We start from the raw sequence: 14,259 nt of genomic DNA, 5'->3' as shown, positions 1-14,259 counted from the left end.
GGAATATTTGAAAATTAAAATTTTCCTATTCCTGTTTTTTGGCTAGAAGCTTCGCTTCTTCCCAAAATTGGAATATTTGAAAATTAAAATTTTCCTATTCCTGTTTTTTGGCTAGAAGCTTCGCTTCTTCCCAAAATTGGAATATTTGAAAATTAAAATTTTCCTATTCCTGTTTTTTGGCTAGAAGCTTCGCTTCTTCCCAAAATTGGAATATTTGAAAATTAAAATTTTCCTATTCCTGTTTTTTGGCTAGAAGCTTCGCTTCTTCCCAAAAAACATCCATTTCAGCCAAAGTCATGTCCATTAGGGGTTTTCCTAATTCTCCAGCTTTACTTTCTAAATATTGAAAACGCTTGATGAATTTTTTATTGGTTCGTTCCAAAGCATCTTCAGGATTTACATTTAGGAAACGAGCATAATTAATCATCGAAAATAGAACGTCACCAAACTCTGCTTCAATATTATCTTGATTTCCAGATTCTACTTCTACTTGCAGTTCCTGTAATTCCTCCTGCACTTTATCCCAAACTTGATGCGACTGTTCCCAGTCAAAGCCTACTCCTTTTACTTTATCCTGTATTCTACTCGCTTTCACCAAGGCGGGTAAACTTTTAGGAACACCTTCCAGCACTGACTTTTTTCCTTCTTTGAGTTTTAGTTTTTCCCAATTCTGCTTAACTTCTTCTTCGTCGGCCACAACAGTATCCGAGTAAATATGCGGATGACGATGAATTAATTTATCGCAAATTTCATTGCATACATCAGCTATATTAAAATCATTTGTTTCGCTTCCTATTTTAGCATAAAAAACAATATGCAACAATAAATCTCCAAGTTCCTTTTTTACTTCATTAAGATCATTATCCAGAATAGCATCGCCTAATTCATAGGTTTCTTCGATAGTAAGATGACGTAAGCTTTGCAGAGTTTGTTTTTTATCCCAAGGGCATTTCTCGCGCAGCTCCTCCATAATAGTTAATAATCTATCAAAGGCTTTAAGTTGGTTTTCTCTTGCAATCATAACATTTAGTTCTTAGTCGGCGGCTTTCTTGTCCACAGGCGTGTAAAAATAAGAAATCCTGTCTTCTAAATTATCGAAGACAGGATTTTTTATAAAAAAATAAGAATGTATTATTCTTTAACTTTTTTTTCTTTTTTTGGTTTCTCTGCATCTCCATCTACTTCAGCAACAACTGGAGTTTCATCAGTAGCTGCTGCAACTGGAGTTTCATCAACTACCAATCCTTTAGCTTCAAGCATGTTATACCAGTTTATAATTTTTTTAATATCTGATGGATATACTCTTTCTTCATCATAGTCAGCTAAAATCTCTTTAAAATACGCAGCTAATGTAGCATTGTCTTCTTTATGTGAAATTGCTGGTCCATTACTTTCTTTGGCAGCGATTTTCGCCATTATTTCAGCTAATGGTTTTTCTCCTTCATAAGTGTACACTGAAATTTCAGATAATAAACTTACATTGCTTTTTAAATTTACCGTAATTTTCTTTCCATCTGCTAATGATTCTGCAACAAAACCAGTACGAGTTTGTACCTTAAGCACATATAAACCTGGTTTCCCAGAAATGGCTAGTATTTTTTCTAAATTCATATTATTTAAATTATTATTAAGAATTCGATTTGTATATCTTTTTTTTTAAGTCCAAAATCCATGCCCAAATGTCGCATGTTTAAATTTATTACCTTCCTTTTTTGGCAACAAATCTCATTCTATAATCTTGGAATGTCTTACCTTCGGTAATATTCTTTAGTTTCTTTTGAATCAAACGTTTTTTAAGGGACGAAATTTTATCTGTAAACAATATTCCTTCGATATGATCGTATTCGTGCTGAATAACTCTCGCAATTAAACCGTCAAAAACTTCAGTTTTCATAACAAAATCCTCTTCACAGTATTCGATAGTTATTCTTTCGTTTCTGTACACATCCTCGCGAACATCAGGAATACTCAAGCATCCTTCATTAAAACACCATTCTTCACCTTCTTCTTTCAACATTTTTGCGTTGATAAAAGTTCTTTTGAACCCTTTTAGTTCATTTTGTTCTGATGATTCTAAATCTTCATCTTCACTAAAAGGAGTCGTATCTACAACAAACAAACGAAGCGCTTGACCAACTTGTGGTGCAGCAAGACCTACGCCACATGCATTATACATTGTATCATACATATTAGCAATCGTTTCTTTCAAGTCAGGATGTTCCTGTGAAAGATTCTCTCCTACTTTTCTTAAAACAGGATGGCCATATCCTACAATTGGTAAAATCATTATTGTTATTTTAAGTATTATCAGCCCTAAATTCAGGATTTTCACTCCTTCAAATACGGTTGGCAAAAATAGTAAAAATTTAGACAATGAATAATTCCTAAAGGACATTTAGCATTTATTTCTAATTTACAGTGAAATCGAAGCCATTTGTGCTATGGATAAATCGTACAATTCTTATATTTGTAGGTAACACTCGATATATGATCCCAAAAATCAAGAGATTTGCAGATAGCACTCATTTTACAAATGCTTTAAAGATAACTATCGCCGCAGTTATCCCTGTTTTACTGTTTTCTCATTTAGGCAATTTTACCATTGGCTTTGCTATCGCTCTAGGTACGATACTCGTATATCCTAGCGACATTCCTAGTAATCTCAAACATAAAATTATAGGGATTCTTGTTACCGCTTTTATCGTTTCCAGTGTCAATTTATTAATAAACCTACTCCACCCATATTCTTGGATATTTTATCCTTTTTTAGCTGTATTATTATTTTTTCTATCGATGATTTCAGTGTATGGACAAAGAGGGACAATGGTTTCTTTTTCGGCAATTATAACAATCCCATTAGCTTTCGCGCACCTACAAACTGGATGGGACAGAATTGAATATGCTGGACTAATCCTTTTGGGTGGCTTATTTTATCTCCTGGTTTCTATAATTTTCTTTCATATAAAACCCCATCGCTATGGTGAGCTACAAATTGTCGAATGCATCAAATTAACTTCTAAATATTTAAAATTAAGAGGGGATTTGTGGGAAGTTAATTCAGATCGAAAAGCAATAACAGAAAAACAGCTGCATTTACAAGTTGAACTCAATGCCATACATGAAAATATAAGACAAATTCTGATCGATAACCGAACCAATTCTGGTTCTTCCAATCAAAATCGAAAAATGCTCCTCGTATTTATTTCGCTAGTCGAAATCATGGAACTAGCGATTGCTACTTCTTTCGACTATAATAAGTTACATCAGAAATTTAACAATCATCCCAGAGTTCTAAAAACCTACCAAAAACTAGCTAACAATCTTGCAAAAAGTCTGAATGATTTATCTAAAAGTATCGAGTACGGCGAAAAATACGTATCGCAACACAATCTAATTGTTGATTTGAATGATCTCGAACTAGCCATCGAAAATTATGAAAGTGATTTGGGAAAATCCGCTGCTTCTGAAGGTGTTCTAATGTTATCGAATATGTTGCTCTATGCTGAAAAACAGGTAGAGAAAATAAAAACCTTAGAACGCGCCTTTACAGGCATTGTCAATTTGCAAGACTTAAAAGGAAGAGATAAAGATTTAGAAAAATTTATAACTCCACAGTACTATCCGATTAGTACGTTAATCGAAAATTTAAGTTTCTCCTCTACTGTTTTCCGTCATTCCCTACGTCTAACGATTACCATTCTCATTGGTTTTCTTATTGGAAACATCCTTCCTTTTCAAAATACTTATTGGATTGTCCTTACTATTATCGTTATCATGAGACAAGGATATGGCTTGACAAAAGAGCGAACTTTTCAAAGGATAATTGGAACTATCGCCGGGGGATTTATAGCTTTTGGAATCCTTTTTTTAGTTCATGACTCAACCATCATCGGTACACTAGCAATTATTGCCATGCTTCTTGGTTTTTCATTTACTCCAACTAATTATAAAGTAGGAGCCACTTTCGTAACCGTTTATGTGATTTTTCTTTACGGAATTTTAACTCCAAATATCCAAGATGTAATTCAATATCGCATATTAGACACTTTGGTGGGAGCTGTTGTGGCTTTTCTAGCCAATTACTTTTTATGGCCTTCCTGGGAATTTGTAAAAATACCAGTCTACTTAGAAAACTCGATTGAAGCAAATAAAAATTACTTGAAACAAATTTCTCTATTTTACAACACAAAAGGCGAGGTTTCTACTCCCTACCGCTTGGCGCGAAAACATGCTTTTATCGAAGTAGGTAATCTAATGGCTTCGTTCCAAAGAATGCTTCAAGAACCCAAGTCGAAGCAAACTAAATTAACGAAAGTCTATGACCTCACGGTCCTGAATCATTCTCTGTTATCGTCTGCAGCTTCTCTGGGCACCTACATTCAATCGCATAAAACAACTGCGGCTTCTGAAGCTTTTAATGTGGTAGTGGATAAAGTAATTGAAAATCTAGAAGATGCCATAACGCTTTTAAAAGAAGAAAAATTAACTCCAAAATTAGATACGGTTAAGGACGATTTAAGCAAACGCTTTATTGAATTAAATAAAATTCGTACTAAAGAATTAAAAGAAGAAAATGATAATGATGAAGATGCTTTTCAATTAAAGATGCAGGAAGCACAACTGGTAATCGAACAGCTAATATGGTTGACAAATCTATCCGAGAATATCGTTAAGACTACTCGGAGCTTGATTAAAACAGAAAATGAACTTCAATAAAGTATCGAAGTTCATTTTTTATAATTTTAGTTATTCAGTTTTAAAACTGCTGCAGTATTTTTTCTTATTTCGTTAGATAAGACCGGATTATCGTTTAAGGATTGACCATAAGATGGGATCATTATTTTTAATTTTTCTTGCCAATTTGTTGAAGCTAATTCTTCTTTAAAACATCTTCCCACTAAGTCTATCATAATAGAAACTGCAGTAGATGCTCCAGGCGAAGCCCCAAGTAAAACAGATAACGATCCATCAGCGGTAGTGATTACCTCAGTACCAAATTCAAGTATTCCCCCTTCTTTTTCGTCTTTCTTAATGACCTGAACGCGTTGACCAGCTCTTTCGATCACCCAATCCTCAGCAACTGCAGTTGGTACATATTCTCGTAGCGCTTCTATTCTATCTTCTGGGGATTGACGCACTTGCTGTATCAAATATTTAGTAAGGGGTATGTTTTTAATTCCTGCCGAAATCATTGGTAAGATATTGTCTCTTTGTATAGATAAAGGTAAATCTGAATAAGATCCATTCTTTAAAAAGCGAGTTGAAAAACCGGCAAACGGTCCAAACAGCAGCTGTTTCTCGCCATTAATCATTCGTGAATCGACATGTGGAACCGACATAGGTGGTGCTCCCACACTAGCTTTACCATATACTTTTGCTTGGTGCTTTGCAATAACTTCAGGATTTATACATTTTAGCCATTGACCACTAACAGGAAAACCGCCAAAACCTTTTCCTTCGGGAACATCTGCTTTTTCTAATAACGGTAATGATCCACCGCCAGCGCCTATAAATACAAACTTAGTGTAGGATTTCCTTTTTTGGCCTGTAGCCAAATCAGTAATTTTTATTCTCCAAGTTTTATCCTCTCTTTGTTTTAATTTTTGAACCTCGTGATTGAAGTGCATTGTAACACCTTCAAGTCCATCTAAATAATTAAATATACTGCGTGTAAGTTCCCCAAAATTAACGTCGGTACCCAAAGCCATTGAGGTTGCGGCCACTTTCTCTGATGAATCTCTACCTTCCATCACTAATGGCATCCATTCTTTCAATTGAGAAAAATCAGTACTAAAGACCATTTCCTTAAAAAGTTGATTTTTTTGTAAGGCTTCAAATCTTTTCTTTAAGTATTCTACGTTTTTATCGCCCCAAACAAAACTTAAGTGCGGCACACTTTTTATAAAATTTTCGGGAGAAAAAATCTTTTTTTGCTCTACTAAATATGCCCAAAACTGGCGTGATACTTCAAATGATTCAGCAATACTGATTGCTTTCTTTGGATCAATACTTCCATCCTTTTTTTCGGGTGTATAATTGAGCTCACAAAAAGCAGAATGTCCAGTCCCTGCATTATTCCATGCGTCAGAACTTTCGGCAGCTGCTTTATCTAACCTTTCGAAAATTTCAATTTTTATATCTGGTTGAAGTTCTTTCAGAATTAATCCAAGAGTTGCACTCATAATTCCAGCACCAATAAGTACTACTTCAGTATTTGAACGAATTGTTGTATCAGGCATAGCATAAATTTTAAAGTGCAAAGGTACTTTTTATAATTGCAAAAAAAACCATAAATTATTAGAGAAACCTGAGAAATTGCGAAAACGTTTTAGTCTTATCTACTCCGTTGAAGTTGACCACTAAAATATTTTTCGGTTCAAATAATCTTGCAACATAATTGTAGCCGAAATCTCATCAATTAACGCTTTATTCTGCCGCTGTTTTTTGCTCAAGCCGCTATCGATCATGGATTGAAAAGCCATTTTTGAAGTAAAACGTTCATCCACCCGAATCACTTTCATATCTGGAAAATGATTGGTGAAATGGGTAACAAAACCCTTAATTATAGAAGCGCTTTCTGAAGGTTGCCCATTCATTTGTTTGGGTTCACCAATAAGCACAGCCTCGACTTTCTCCTTAGAGAAATAATCCTTTAAAAACGCAATGGCGATCGCACTTGGAATGGTTGTTAGTCCAGATGCAATGATTTGCATTTCATCTGTCACCGCAATACCAGTGCGCTTTTGTCCGTAATCAATAGAGAGAATTCGAGGCATTTATTTGTTTTTTTGCAAAGATAACCATTTTAATTTCCCTATTCTTAGCAGCTTTGGAAAATTAAATTTCATAACAATATTTACACTAAAATTAAGTTACCAATAGTTTCTTTACGATAAATTAAATAAAATACATCCAACAGAATCAGTTAAATCTGTAACATTTTCAAAACAATATAACTTTTTGTTATTGCATTTAAAACTTATATTTGCGTAAAAATTATCACACATGAATCCATTACAAACTATTATAGAACAAGCTTGGGAAAACAGAGCTTTGTTACAAGAAGAAACGACGACTAAAGCCATTAGAGAGGTTATAGAATTATTAGATTCAGGTAAACTGCGAGTTGCGGAACCAAAAGGAGATGCATGGCAAGTAAATGAATGGGTTAAGAAAGCAGTTGTTATGTACTTTCCTATTCAAAAAATGGAAACATGGGAAGCAGGAATTTTTGAATACCATGATAAAATGGAGTTGAAAAAAGACTACGCTGCCAAAGGAGTTCGTGTTGTTCCAGGAGCATCTGCGCGTTATGGCGCTTATATTTCTAGCGGTGTAATCATGATGCCAAGTTATGTAAATATTGGTGCATATGTCGACGAAGGAACTATGGTAGACACCTGGGCAACAGTAGGAAGTTGCGCTCAAATAGGCAAAAACGTACACTTAAGTGGTGGTGTTGGTATTGGAGGTGTTCTTGAGCCTTTGCAAGCTGCTCCGGTAATTATTGAAGACGGTGCCTTTATAGGTTCTCGTTGCATCGTAGTTGAAGGGGTGCATGTTGGGAAAGAAGCTGTTCTTGGCGCCAACGTATGTTTGACTGCCTCTACAAAAATCATTGATGTAACTGGTGACGAACCGGTAGAAATGAAAGGATATGTTCCTGCTCGTTCAGTAGTAATTCCAGGTAGTTATACTAAAAAATTCGCTGCAGGTGAATTTCAAGTTCCTTGTGCATTAATCATTGGTAAACGAAAAGCTTCAACTGATCTAAAAACATCATTGAATAACGCTTTACGCGAATATGATGTAGCGGTTTAAATTTATTTTGTTATAAAATATTATATTGTATATTCCTCCCTCAAAAAGGGAGGTTTTTTTATCTTATGAAAATACTAGTTATACAGCAAAAAATGATCGGGGACGTATTGGTAAGCAGTATTATCTGCAACAGCCTTAGACTCGCCTACCCTAATGCTCAAATTGACTATTTGGTGTACGAATCTACAACAGCTGTTTTAGAAGGAAATCCAAATATTGATACGATTATTCGCTTTGAAGAAAAGCATCGAAAAAGCAAAAAAGAACTTCTAAAATTAGCTCTTGAAATCAGAGCCAATAAATATGATTTGTTGATTGATGCCTATTCAAAACTGGAAAGTTGGTTAATCGTATTATTGAGCGGAGCTAAAAGAAAAATATCATACAAAAAGAAAGGACGTACTTTTTTATACACTGATAATGTTCCCTTTGAGGAATTCCCTAAAACTAATTTAGGATTAGCGATCGAACGAAGATTATCACTTCTAGAACCACTTCATTTATCTGTAAAGATTGATCCGTTACCAAAATTATTTGTTACGCCCGAAGAAAACCAGCACACTCTCACTCTTTTTCAAAAACACGCACTTAAAAAAGATCGCAAGACAGTAATGATTAGCCTGTTGGGTAGTGAGAATCTAAAGACCTATCCTTTAAGCTACATGACTCATATTGTTGATGCAATTGCAGACAATCATGATGTCAATATTCTTTTCAATTATTTTCCAAAGCAAATTAACGATGCGAAAACTGTTTTTAACAGTTGTAAATCATCGACACAAGAAAAAATATACTTTGATTTGTTAGGCAGTGATTTGAGAGCCTTCATTGGTGTTTTGAATCAATGTGATATAATTGTAGGGAATGATGGTGGCGCAATTAACATGGCTAAAGCATTAGGAAAACCTTCTTTCATTATCTTTTCCCCTTGGATTGAAAAGAAAATCTGGGCTACATTAGAAGATGGAATTCAGCACATGTCTGTACATTTAAATGATTACAAACCAGAATTATTAGCTCAAAAAACTGAAAAGGAACTTAAACAGCATACACCTGCCTTATATAAAGAATTTGAGCCCAACTTATTTAAAGATAAACTAAAGTCTTTCCTATTAAAGAATCTATAAAATGACAATTAACAGTGAAGGAATGCCCCCTAATAAAATATTTTTGAGTGCACTAATCATCACTCATAATGAAGAGCACAATATAAAAAATGTTTTAAACGCCTTGGATTTTGCCGATGAGATAATTGTCGTCGATTCATTCAGTACAGATAAAACTGTAGCAATTGCGGCAGCTAACAAGAATGTTACAGTTGTAAAAAACAGATTTGAAAGTTATCCTGCCCAAAGAAATTTTGCAATAGGTTTAGCTACGCATCCTTGGATTCTATTTCTAGATGCCGATGAAAGACTAACACCCGAACTAAAAGAGGAAATTATTACAACCATTCATAACAAAGAAGCTTTACCAGCCTATTATTGCTACCGAACTTTTATGTTCAAAAATAGTAAGTTGCGTTTTAGCGGATGGCAAACAGATAAAATAATAAGGCTTTTCAAGAAAGAGAATGCTCAGTATGACTTAAACAAGATTGTTCATGAAAAATTAACTGTTCCAGGAAAAACTGGAGAACTAAAACATAAACTCATTCATTATTCCTATCGAAATTACTACGAGTACCGACAAAAGATGAATGTTTACGGCAAATTAAAAGCGATTGAAGAGTTAAACAAAGGAACAAAACCTACTTTATATCATTTTTATTTAAGACCGCTATATCAATTCTTCTACCAATACATAATCAGAATGGGAATCCTAGATGGTCGAAATGGAATTATTATTTGCTACTTGAATGCCTATAGTGTTTATATTCGTTTTCAGGAAATAAAAGCTATTCGAATAAAAAACTAGGATTTCCAAAATTTTAATTTCTCTTTCAGCCTGCGCTTTCTCGCAAATTCGTCTTGAAACTGAATGGTAAACTGCCACATTTTTTCAAATACTACACTTTCACTTTCTGCATAATATTTAGCATACTCATTGCTCATTATAGCAATCATTTCTTTCTTTGGCGTAAGCCTACTAAAGTTTTTCATTCTCATGTCAAAATCCATAGTTTCATGAAAATTCATGCGGTTTAAATCCACTAGATAAAAACTATAGCTGTCATTTTGCTCTTTCTTAATTAATGTATTTCCTGGAGAATGATCTAAAAACTCAATTCCTTTTTCGTGTAAATCGAAAGTAAACTTCGTAAAATGTCTTAAAATGTCCTCATTATCTGGATAATCTGGAATTTCTACTAATTCTCTAAAAGTAAGATTAGCATCTAAATGTTCGCTAACATAATAACTTTCACGCAATCCTAAGTTGTTGAAGTTTTCAAAATACGCCAGTGGTTGCGGAGTTCCTATCCCTCTTTCCAATAAAAGAGTTGCATATTCAAAAGAACGTTTGGCTTTAGATTTCCTGAAATACTTATAAGCGATTTTATTAACGATATTCGGAATCTTGAAGGATTTAATATTTACTGTTTGCCCATTTAAGTCAAACAATTTAATTACGTTTCTATCTCCATTTCCAAAAACAGTTCCTAAATCAGAATTGAATTCTTTAATAAAGCGAAGGATTTCTTTAGAGTTTTGAACCGTCTTAGAAAACATTAGTTTTATTGTCATTACTATATTATTAACGAAATTATATTAATTCTTGTCTATATTCACTTTATCTCACAACAGTACTTAAATTAGAAACGCAACGAAACAACATTTAAACAGAAAATAGTTTTTCGTAATGTCTTACTGTTTCTTCTGCTATAATAGATGCTGTAAATCTTTTTTGGATGATATCTCTACTTCTTGTAACAAATTCTTTTTCTAAATTTTCACTCTCCAAAAGCATTTTGATTTTAGTTGCAAGGTCACTAAAATCTTTAACTTTTGAAGAATATCCATTAACTCCATTTTCAATCACATCTGGAACAACCCCTACATATGTGGAAACAACTGGAACTCCTATTAACATCGCTTCCAATACTGAAGTTGGGCCTCCTTCTCTTTGTGACGTCATTAAAAATACATCAAATTGAGAGTTCAAACTAAAAGCATTTACAATCTTAGCTGTGAAAATAATATAATCTTCGAGTTTTCTCTCCTTAACTATACTCTCAAACTTAGCAGTTAACTTAGTAAATTCTCCTATTTGAAAAAAAACGACATCTTTCTTATTCAAGGAATTTACCAAATAATCAACTACGTCAATAAATGTAATTAAATCTTTTGCATCTGTATGATTAGCAATATTCCCAATAAGCTTCTTATCTGTCGCTATTGAATACCGCTCTCTTAAATTTACTTCCGATTTAACATTTAAAATACCCATTGAAACACAATCATGAATAACAACAGCCTTTTGTTTATTTCGTTTTGAAAGCACATTACTAAAATTATCTTTTACCGTTTTGGAAACACATAAAATCGAATTTATTCCAGAATAATTATATTTATACTTGCTTAAAAAACTACTGCTAGCACTCATTGCCTTCTTAGAAAAAACACATTTTATTTTAAAATTATACCATAAATCTGATAAAACATAAAAAGTCAAGGAATTACTAGTATGTAGATGTATAATATTGGGGTTAAATTCATTTACGATGGATTGTAAATAGCTGAAGTTTTTATAATTTTTTAATTTACTACCCTTAGTAGGAATAAAAGTGATATTTTTTAACAAACATTCCTTTTCTAATACTGAATTTCTTACTCCAAAAACAACATTTTCACAACCTAGTTTCTCAAGTTCAGGAATACAGTAAATCATTTGTTGCTCATTTCCTCCCCAACCTTTGGCACCAGAAATATGTAAAATTTTCATAATAATTATTCGTTTCTTTGCAAATATAAACTTGTCACTCTTATTTTAATTATAAAAGATGGAAAATCTTAACGAAGAAGTACATAAAGCATACGAAATAATCAAGGATGGCGGTATCATTCTCTATCCTACTGATACCGTATGGGGAATTGGGTGTGACGCCACAAACCCAGAAGCGGTTGCTAAAATCTTCAAACTCAAAAAAAGAGTAGAAACCCAGAGCATGATCGTTTTGATGAATGGTGAACGAATGATGTACAATGTCTTTAAGGAAATTCCTGAAGTGGCATGGCAAATCATGGATTTATCTGAAAATCCGACCACCATTATTCTCGATAATCCAAGAAACGTGGCGCCAAATTTAATCGCTCAAGATAAAACCTTAGGAATTAGAATTGTAAAAGAGCCATTCTGTTTCAAATTAATGGAAAAAATGAAAAAACCATTGGTTTCTACCTCGGCTAACATTTCAGGGCAACTCACTCCAAAAAGTTTTAAAGAAATTAGTCCCGAGATTATAAAAGGTGTGGACTATGTTGTAAATTTGCAGCGCGATAAAATTGGAGGAAAACCGTCTGCAATTATAAAACTAACGAACGACAGTCAAGTTAAAGTAATACGCAAATAGAGAATAATTACGTTATAAAAAATAGACGCAGATTCACGGATTTTAAATAAAATTAATAGTAAAATCTTTAATATATTGAAAAAGAGAACCTATGAATGAATATTTATATGAAGAAGAAAGCTATAAAATTATAGACGTCCTATTTGAAGTTCATAAACAATTAGGAAAAGGTTTCTCAGAAATAGTATATAAAGATGCAATTGAATTTGAATTTGAAAATCTAGGCATTTCTTTTGAACGAGAGAAAGAATATTCAGTAAACTTTAAAAACACATTACTAAAACATAAATTTTACGCAGATTTTATCGTTTTTGATAAAATTATTCTGGAAGTGAAATCAAGTGAATCATTTCACGACAGTCATATTTCTCAATGCTTAAACTACTTAAAAGTTTCTGATAATAAATTAGCAATATTAGCAAACTTCAATAAAACTTCAGTGGAGCATAAACGAATTATAAGAACAAAATAAAAAATCAGTGAATCTGTGGCTAATAATACACAATACAAATCAGAATTAAATAATAAAATCTTCGAGGTCATTTCTCAAGCTTCCCAAGAACTTAACGTAGATAGTTATGTCATTGGCGGGTTTGTGCGCGATTTGATTTTACAAAGAGATTTCAAAAAAGACATTGATATTGTTGCCGTTGGCAGCGGAATTGAACTGGCTTTAAAAGTTTCAAAATTACTTCCAGCAAAACCAAAAGTGCAGGTTTTCAAAACCTACGGCACTGCGATGCTGCGTTTTGAAGACACGGACGTTGAGTTTGTTGGCGCAAGAAAAGAATCCTATCATTTTGAGAGTCGGAATCCCGTAGTAGAAAACGGAACGCTTGAAGACGATCAAAACCGTCGCGATTTCACAATTAATTCACTGGCATTATCTTTGAATGCAGCTAATTTTGGAGCGTTGTTAGACCCTTTTGGAGGAATAAACGATTTAGAAAATAAAATTCTAAAAACCCCGCTTGATCCTGACATTACCTATTCTGATGATCCTTTGCGAATGTTGAGAGCTATCCGGTTTGCTAATCAATTGGATTTTGAAATCGAAGAAAAATCTTTTAAATCAATTACTAAGAACGCTGAGCGAATCAAAATCATATCCGGAGAGCGTATTGTAGATGAATTAAACAAAATACTATCTACCGACAAACCTTCAATTGGTTTTTTACTGCTGTACAAAACAGGACTTTTAGATATTCTATTACCTGAATTAACCGCTTTAAATCAAGTAGAAGAAATAGAAGGACAGACTCATAAGAACAACTTTTATCACACATTAGAAGTCGTAGACAATATATGTCCAAACACGGATGATGTATGGTTGCGTTGGGCTGCTTTATTGCACGATATCGGAAAAGCACCAACAAAACGTTTCAACAAAAAACAAGGTTGGACTTTTCACGGACATGAATTCCTTGGCGGAAAAATGGTCAAGAAAATTTTTGAACGTCTGCATATGCCGTTGAACCAAAAAATGAAATTTGTTCAGAAAATGGTAATGATGAGCTCCCGTCCTATTGTCTTATCTCAAGATACAGTAACTGATTCAGCAGTACGTCGCTTGGTTTTTGATGCCGGAGATGACGTCGAGAACCTAATGACATTGTGCGAAGCAGATATTACCACCAAAAACCCAAATAAGTTCAAGAAATACCACAGCAATTTTGAAATTGTCCGAAAGAAAATTGTGGAAGTAGAAGAGCGCGATCACGTTCGACAATTTCAACCACCAATAACTGGAGAAGAGATTATGTCCATATTCGACCTGAAACCTTCAAAAGAAATAGGAATGCTAAAAGAGGCAATTAAAGAAGCAATTTTAGAAGGAGAAATTCCTAATGATTATGATGCGGCTTATGGCTTTATGATGAAAAGAGCTCAGAAAATAGGGCTCATAAAAGTTTAACAATTGTTGAGTT

General features: G+C 33.6%; 14 protein-coding genes. 7 read left to right on the top strand and 7 right to left on the bottom strand.

Annotated elements, in window-relative coordinates:
- Positions 1-232: 232 nt before the first annotated feature.
- The 3 genes from mazG to def form a co-directional block, all read right to left on the bottom strand.
- A complete protein-coding gene (gene mazG / locus E0F98_RS13375; protein ID WP_132112300.1) occupies positions 233-1,021 on the bottom strand; it encodes a nucleoside triphosphate pyrophosphohydrolase in 789 nt (262 codons plus the stop codon).
- 110 nt (positions 1,022-1,131) lie between these two features.
- Complete coding sequence (locus E0F98_RS13370) at positions 1,132-1,611, bottom strand: DUF5606 family protein (protein ID WP_243699247.1); 480 nt, start codon at positions 1,609-1,611, stop codon at positions 1,132-1,134.
- An 88-nt stretch (positions 1,612-1,699) separates the two neighbouring features.
- Positions 1,700-2,287: a peptide deformylase gene (gene def, locus E0F98_RS13365; RefSeq protein WP_132112298.1), complete on the bottom strand. Its 588-nt coding sequence runs from the start codon at positions 2,285-2,287 to the stop codon at positions 1,700-1,702.
- Positions 2,288-2,487: 200 nt separating this feature from the next.
- On the opposite strand from def, the gene E0F98_RS13360 reads away from it, so the two are divergent.
- On the top strand, positions 2,488-4,716 hold the full coding sequence (locus E0F98_RS13360) for an FUSC family protein (protein ID WP_132112296.1): 2,229 nt from the start codon (positions 2,488-2,490) through the stop codon (positions 4,714-4,716).
- Between the two features lie 26 nt (positions 4,717-4,742).
- Here E0F98_RS13360 and E0F98_RS13355 read toward each other — a convergent pair whose 3' ends face one another.
- Together E0F98_RS13355 and ruvX are read right to left on the bottom strand one after the other, a co-directional pair.
- Entirely contained in the window at positions 4,743-6,239 is a 1,497-nt protein-coding gene (locus E0F98_RS13355; RefSeq protein ID WP_132112294.1) for a malate:quinone oxidoreductase, read from the bottom strand.
- 120 nt (positions 6,240-6,359) lie between these two features.
- On the bottom strand, positions 6,360-6,776 hold the full coding sequence (gene ruvX, locus E0F98_RS13350) for a Holliday junction resolvase RuvX (RefSeq protein WP_132112292.1): 417 nt from the start codon (positions 6,774-6,776) through the stop codon (positions 6,360-6,362).
- A gap of 229 nt (positions 6,777-7,005) precedes the next feature.
- On the opposite strand from ruvX, the gene E0F98_RS13345 reads away from it, so the two are divergent.
- The 3 genes from E0F98_RS13345 to E0F98_RS13335 all read left to right on the top strand — a co-directional run bounded on the left by E0F98_RS13345 (position 7,006) and on the right by E0F98_RS13335 (position 9,738).
- The gene (locus tag E0F98_RS13345; protein ID WP_132112290.1) at positions 7,006-7,821 is read left to right on the top strand and encodes a 2,3,4,5-tetrahydropyridine-2,6-dicarboxylate N-succinyltransferase; all 816 of its coding nucleotides are present in this window, start codon (positions 7,006-7,008) and stop codon (positions 7,819-7,821) included.
- Positions 7,822-7,886: 65 nt separating this feature from the next.
- Positions 7,887-8,948: a glycosyltransferase family 9 protein gene (locus tag E0F98_RS13340; protein WP_132112288.1), complete on the top strand. Its 1,062-nt coding sequence runs from the start codon at positions 7,887-7,889 to the stop codon at positions 8,946-8,948.
- Position 8,949: 1 nt separating this feature from the next.
- A complete protein-coding gene (locus tag E0F98_RS13335; RefSeq protein WP_132112286.1) occupies positions 8,950-9,738 on the top strand; it encodes a glycosyltransferase family 2 protein in 789 nt (262 codons plus the stop codon).
- On the opposite strand, the gene E0F98_RS13330 is transcribed toward E0F98_RS13335, so the two are convergent.
- Positions 9,735-10,505 carry a lipopolysaccharide kinase InaA family protein gene (locus E0F98_RS13330; protein ID WP_243699246.1) on the bottom strand — a complete coding sequence of 257 codons (771 nt, stop codon included), beginning with the start codon at positions 10,503-10,505 and terminating at the stop codon, positions 9,735-9,737. The genes E0F98_RS13335 and E0F98_RS13330 overlap by 4 nt on opposite strands.
- A 91-nt stretch (positions 10,506-10,596) precedes the next feature.
- The gene (locus E0F98_RS13325) at positions 10,597-11,703 is read right to left on the bottom strand and encodes a glycosyltransferase family 4 protein (RefSeq protein WP_132112284.1); all 1,107 of its coding nucleotides are present in this window, start codon (positions 11,701-11,703) and stop codon (positions 10,597-10,599) included.
- Between the two features lie 58 nt (positions 11,704-11,761).
- On the opposite strand from E0F98_RS13325, the gene E0F98_RS13320 reads away from it, so the two are divergent.
- From E0F98_RS13320 to E0F98_RS13310, 3 genes are all read left to right on the top strand, one after another.
- Positions 11,762-12,331, top strand: coding sequence for an L-threonylcarbamoyladenylate synthase (locus E0F98_RS13320; RefSeq protein WP_132112282.1), 570 nt, complete (start codon positions 11,762-11,764; stop codon positions 12,329-12,331).
- A 91-nt stretch (positions 12,332-12,422) separates the two neighbouring features.
- Positions 12,423-12,803: a GxxExxY protein gene (locus E0F98_RS13315; protein ID WP_132112280.1), complete on the top strand. Its 381-nt coding sequence runs from the start codon at positions 12,423-12,425 to the stop codon at positions 12,801-12,803.
- A gap of 15 nt (positions 12,804-12,818) precedes the next feature.
- Positions 12,819-14,246, top strand: a complete 1,428-nt coding sequence (locus E0F98_RS13310) for a CCA tRNA nucleotidyltransferase (protein ID WP_132112278.1) — start codon at positions 12,819-12,821, stop codon at positions 14,244-14,246.
- The last annotated feature ends 13 nt before the right edge of the window (positions 14,247-14,259 follow it).

The organism is Flavobacterium hiemivividum, assembly GCF_004349145.1.
In the GTDB taxonomy this organism is placed as follows: domain Bacteria; phylum Bacteroidota; class Bacteroidia; order Flavobacteriales; family Flavobacteriaceae; genus Flavobacterium; species Flavobacterium hiemivividum.
Note: the sequence above shows the minus strand (reverse complement) of the source record. Positions and strands in the feature narration are given on the sequence as shown.

What these genes read in the sequence shown, in the direction of transcription:
- mazG (WP_132112300.1), bottom strand. Translation starts at nt 1,021, where the DNA reads ATGATTGCAAGAGAAAACCAACTTAAAGCCTTTGATAGATTATTAACT.
- E0F98_RS13370 (WP_243699247.1), bottom strand. Translation starts at nt 1,611, where the DNA reads ATGAATTTAGAAAAAATACTAGCCATTTCTGGGAAACCAGGTTTATAT.
- def (WP_132112298.1), bottom strand. Translation starts at nt 2,287, where the DNA reads ATGATTTTACCAATTGTAGGATATGGCCATCCTGTTTTAAGAAAAGTA.
- E0F98_RS13360 (WP_132112296.1), top strand. Translation starts at nt 2,488, where the DNA reads ATGATCCCAAAAATCAAGAGATTTGCAGATAGCACTCATTTTACAAAT.
- E0F98_RS13355 (WP_132112294.1), bottom strand. Translation starts at nt 6,239, where the DNA reads ATGCCTGATACAACAATTCGTTCAAATACTGAAGTAGTACTTATTGGT.
- ruvX (WP_132112292.1), bottom strand. Translation starts at nt 6,776, where the DNA reads ATGCCTCGAATTCTCTCTATTGATTACGGACAAAAGCGCACTGGTATT.
- E0F98_RS13345 (WP_132112290.1), top strand. Translation starts at nt 7,006, where the DNA reads ATGAATCCATTACAAACTATTATAGAACAAGCTTGGGAAAACAGAGCT.
- E0F98_RS13340 (WP_132112288.1), top strand. Translation starts at nt 7,887, where the DNA reads ATGAAAATACTAGTTATACAGCAAAAAATGATCGGGGACGTATTGGTA.
- E0F98_RS13335 (WP_132112286.1), top strand. Translation starts at nt 8,950, where the DNA reads ATGACAATTAACAGTGAAGGAATGCCCCCTAATAAAATATTTTTGAGT.
- E0F98_RS13330 (WP_243699246.1), bottom strand. Translation starts at nt 10,505, where the DNA reads ATGACAATAAAACTAATGTTTTCTAAGACGGTTCAAAACTCTAAAGAA.
- E0F98_RS13325 (WP_132112284.1), bottom strand. Translation starts at nt 11,703, where the DNA reads ATGAAAATTTTACATATTTCTGGTGCCAAAGGTTGGGGAGGAAATGAG.
- E0F98_RS13320 (WP_132112282.1), top strand. Translation starts at nt 11,762, where the DNA reads ATGGAAAATCTTAACGAAGAAGTACATAAAGCATACGAAATAATCAAG.
- E0F98_RS13315 (WP_132112280.1), top strand. Translation starts at nt 12,423, where the DNA reads ATGAATGAATATTTATATGAAGAAGAAAGCTATAAAATTATAGACGTC.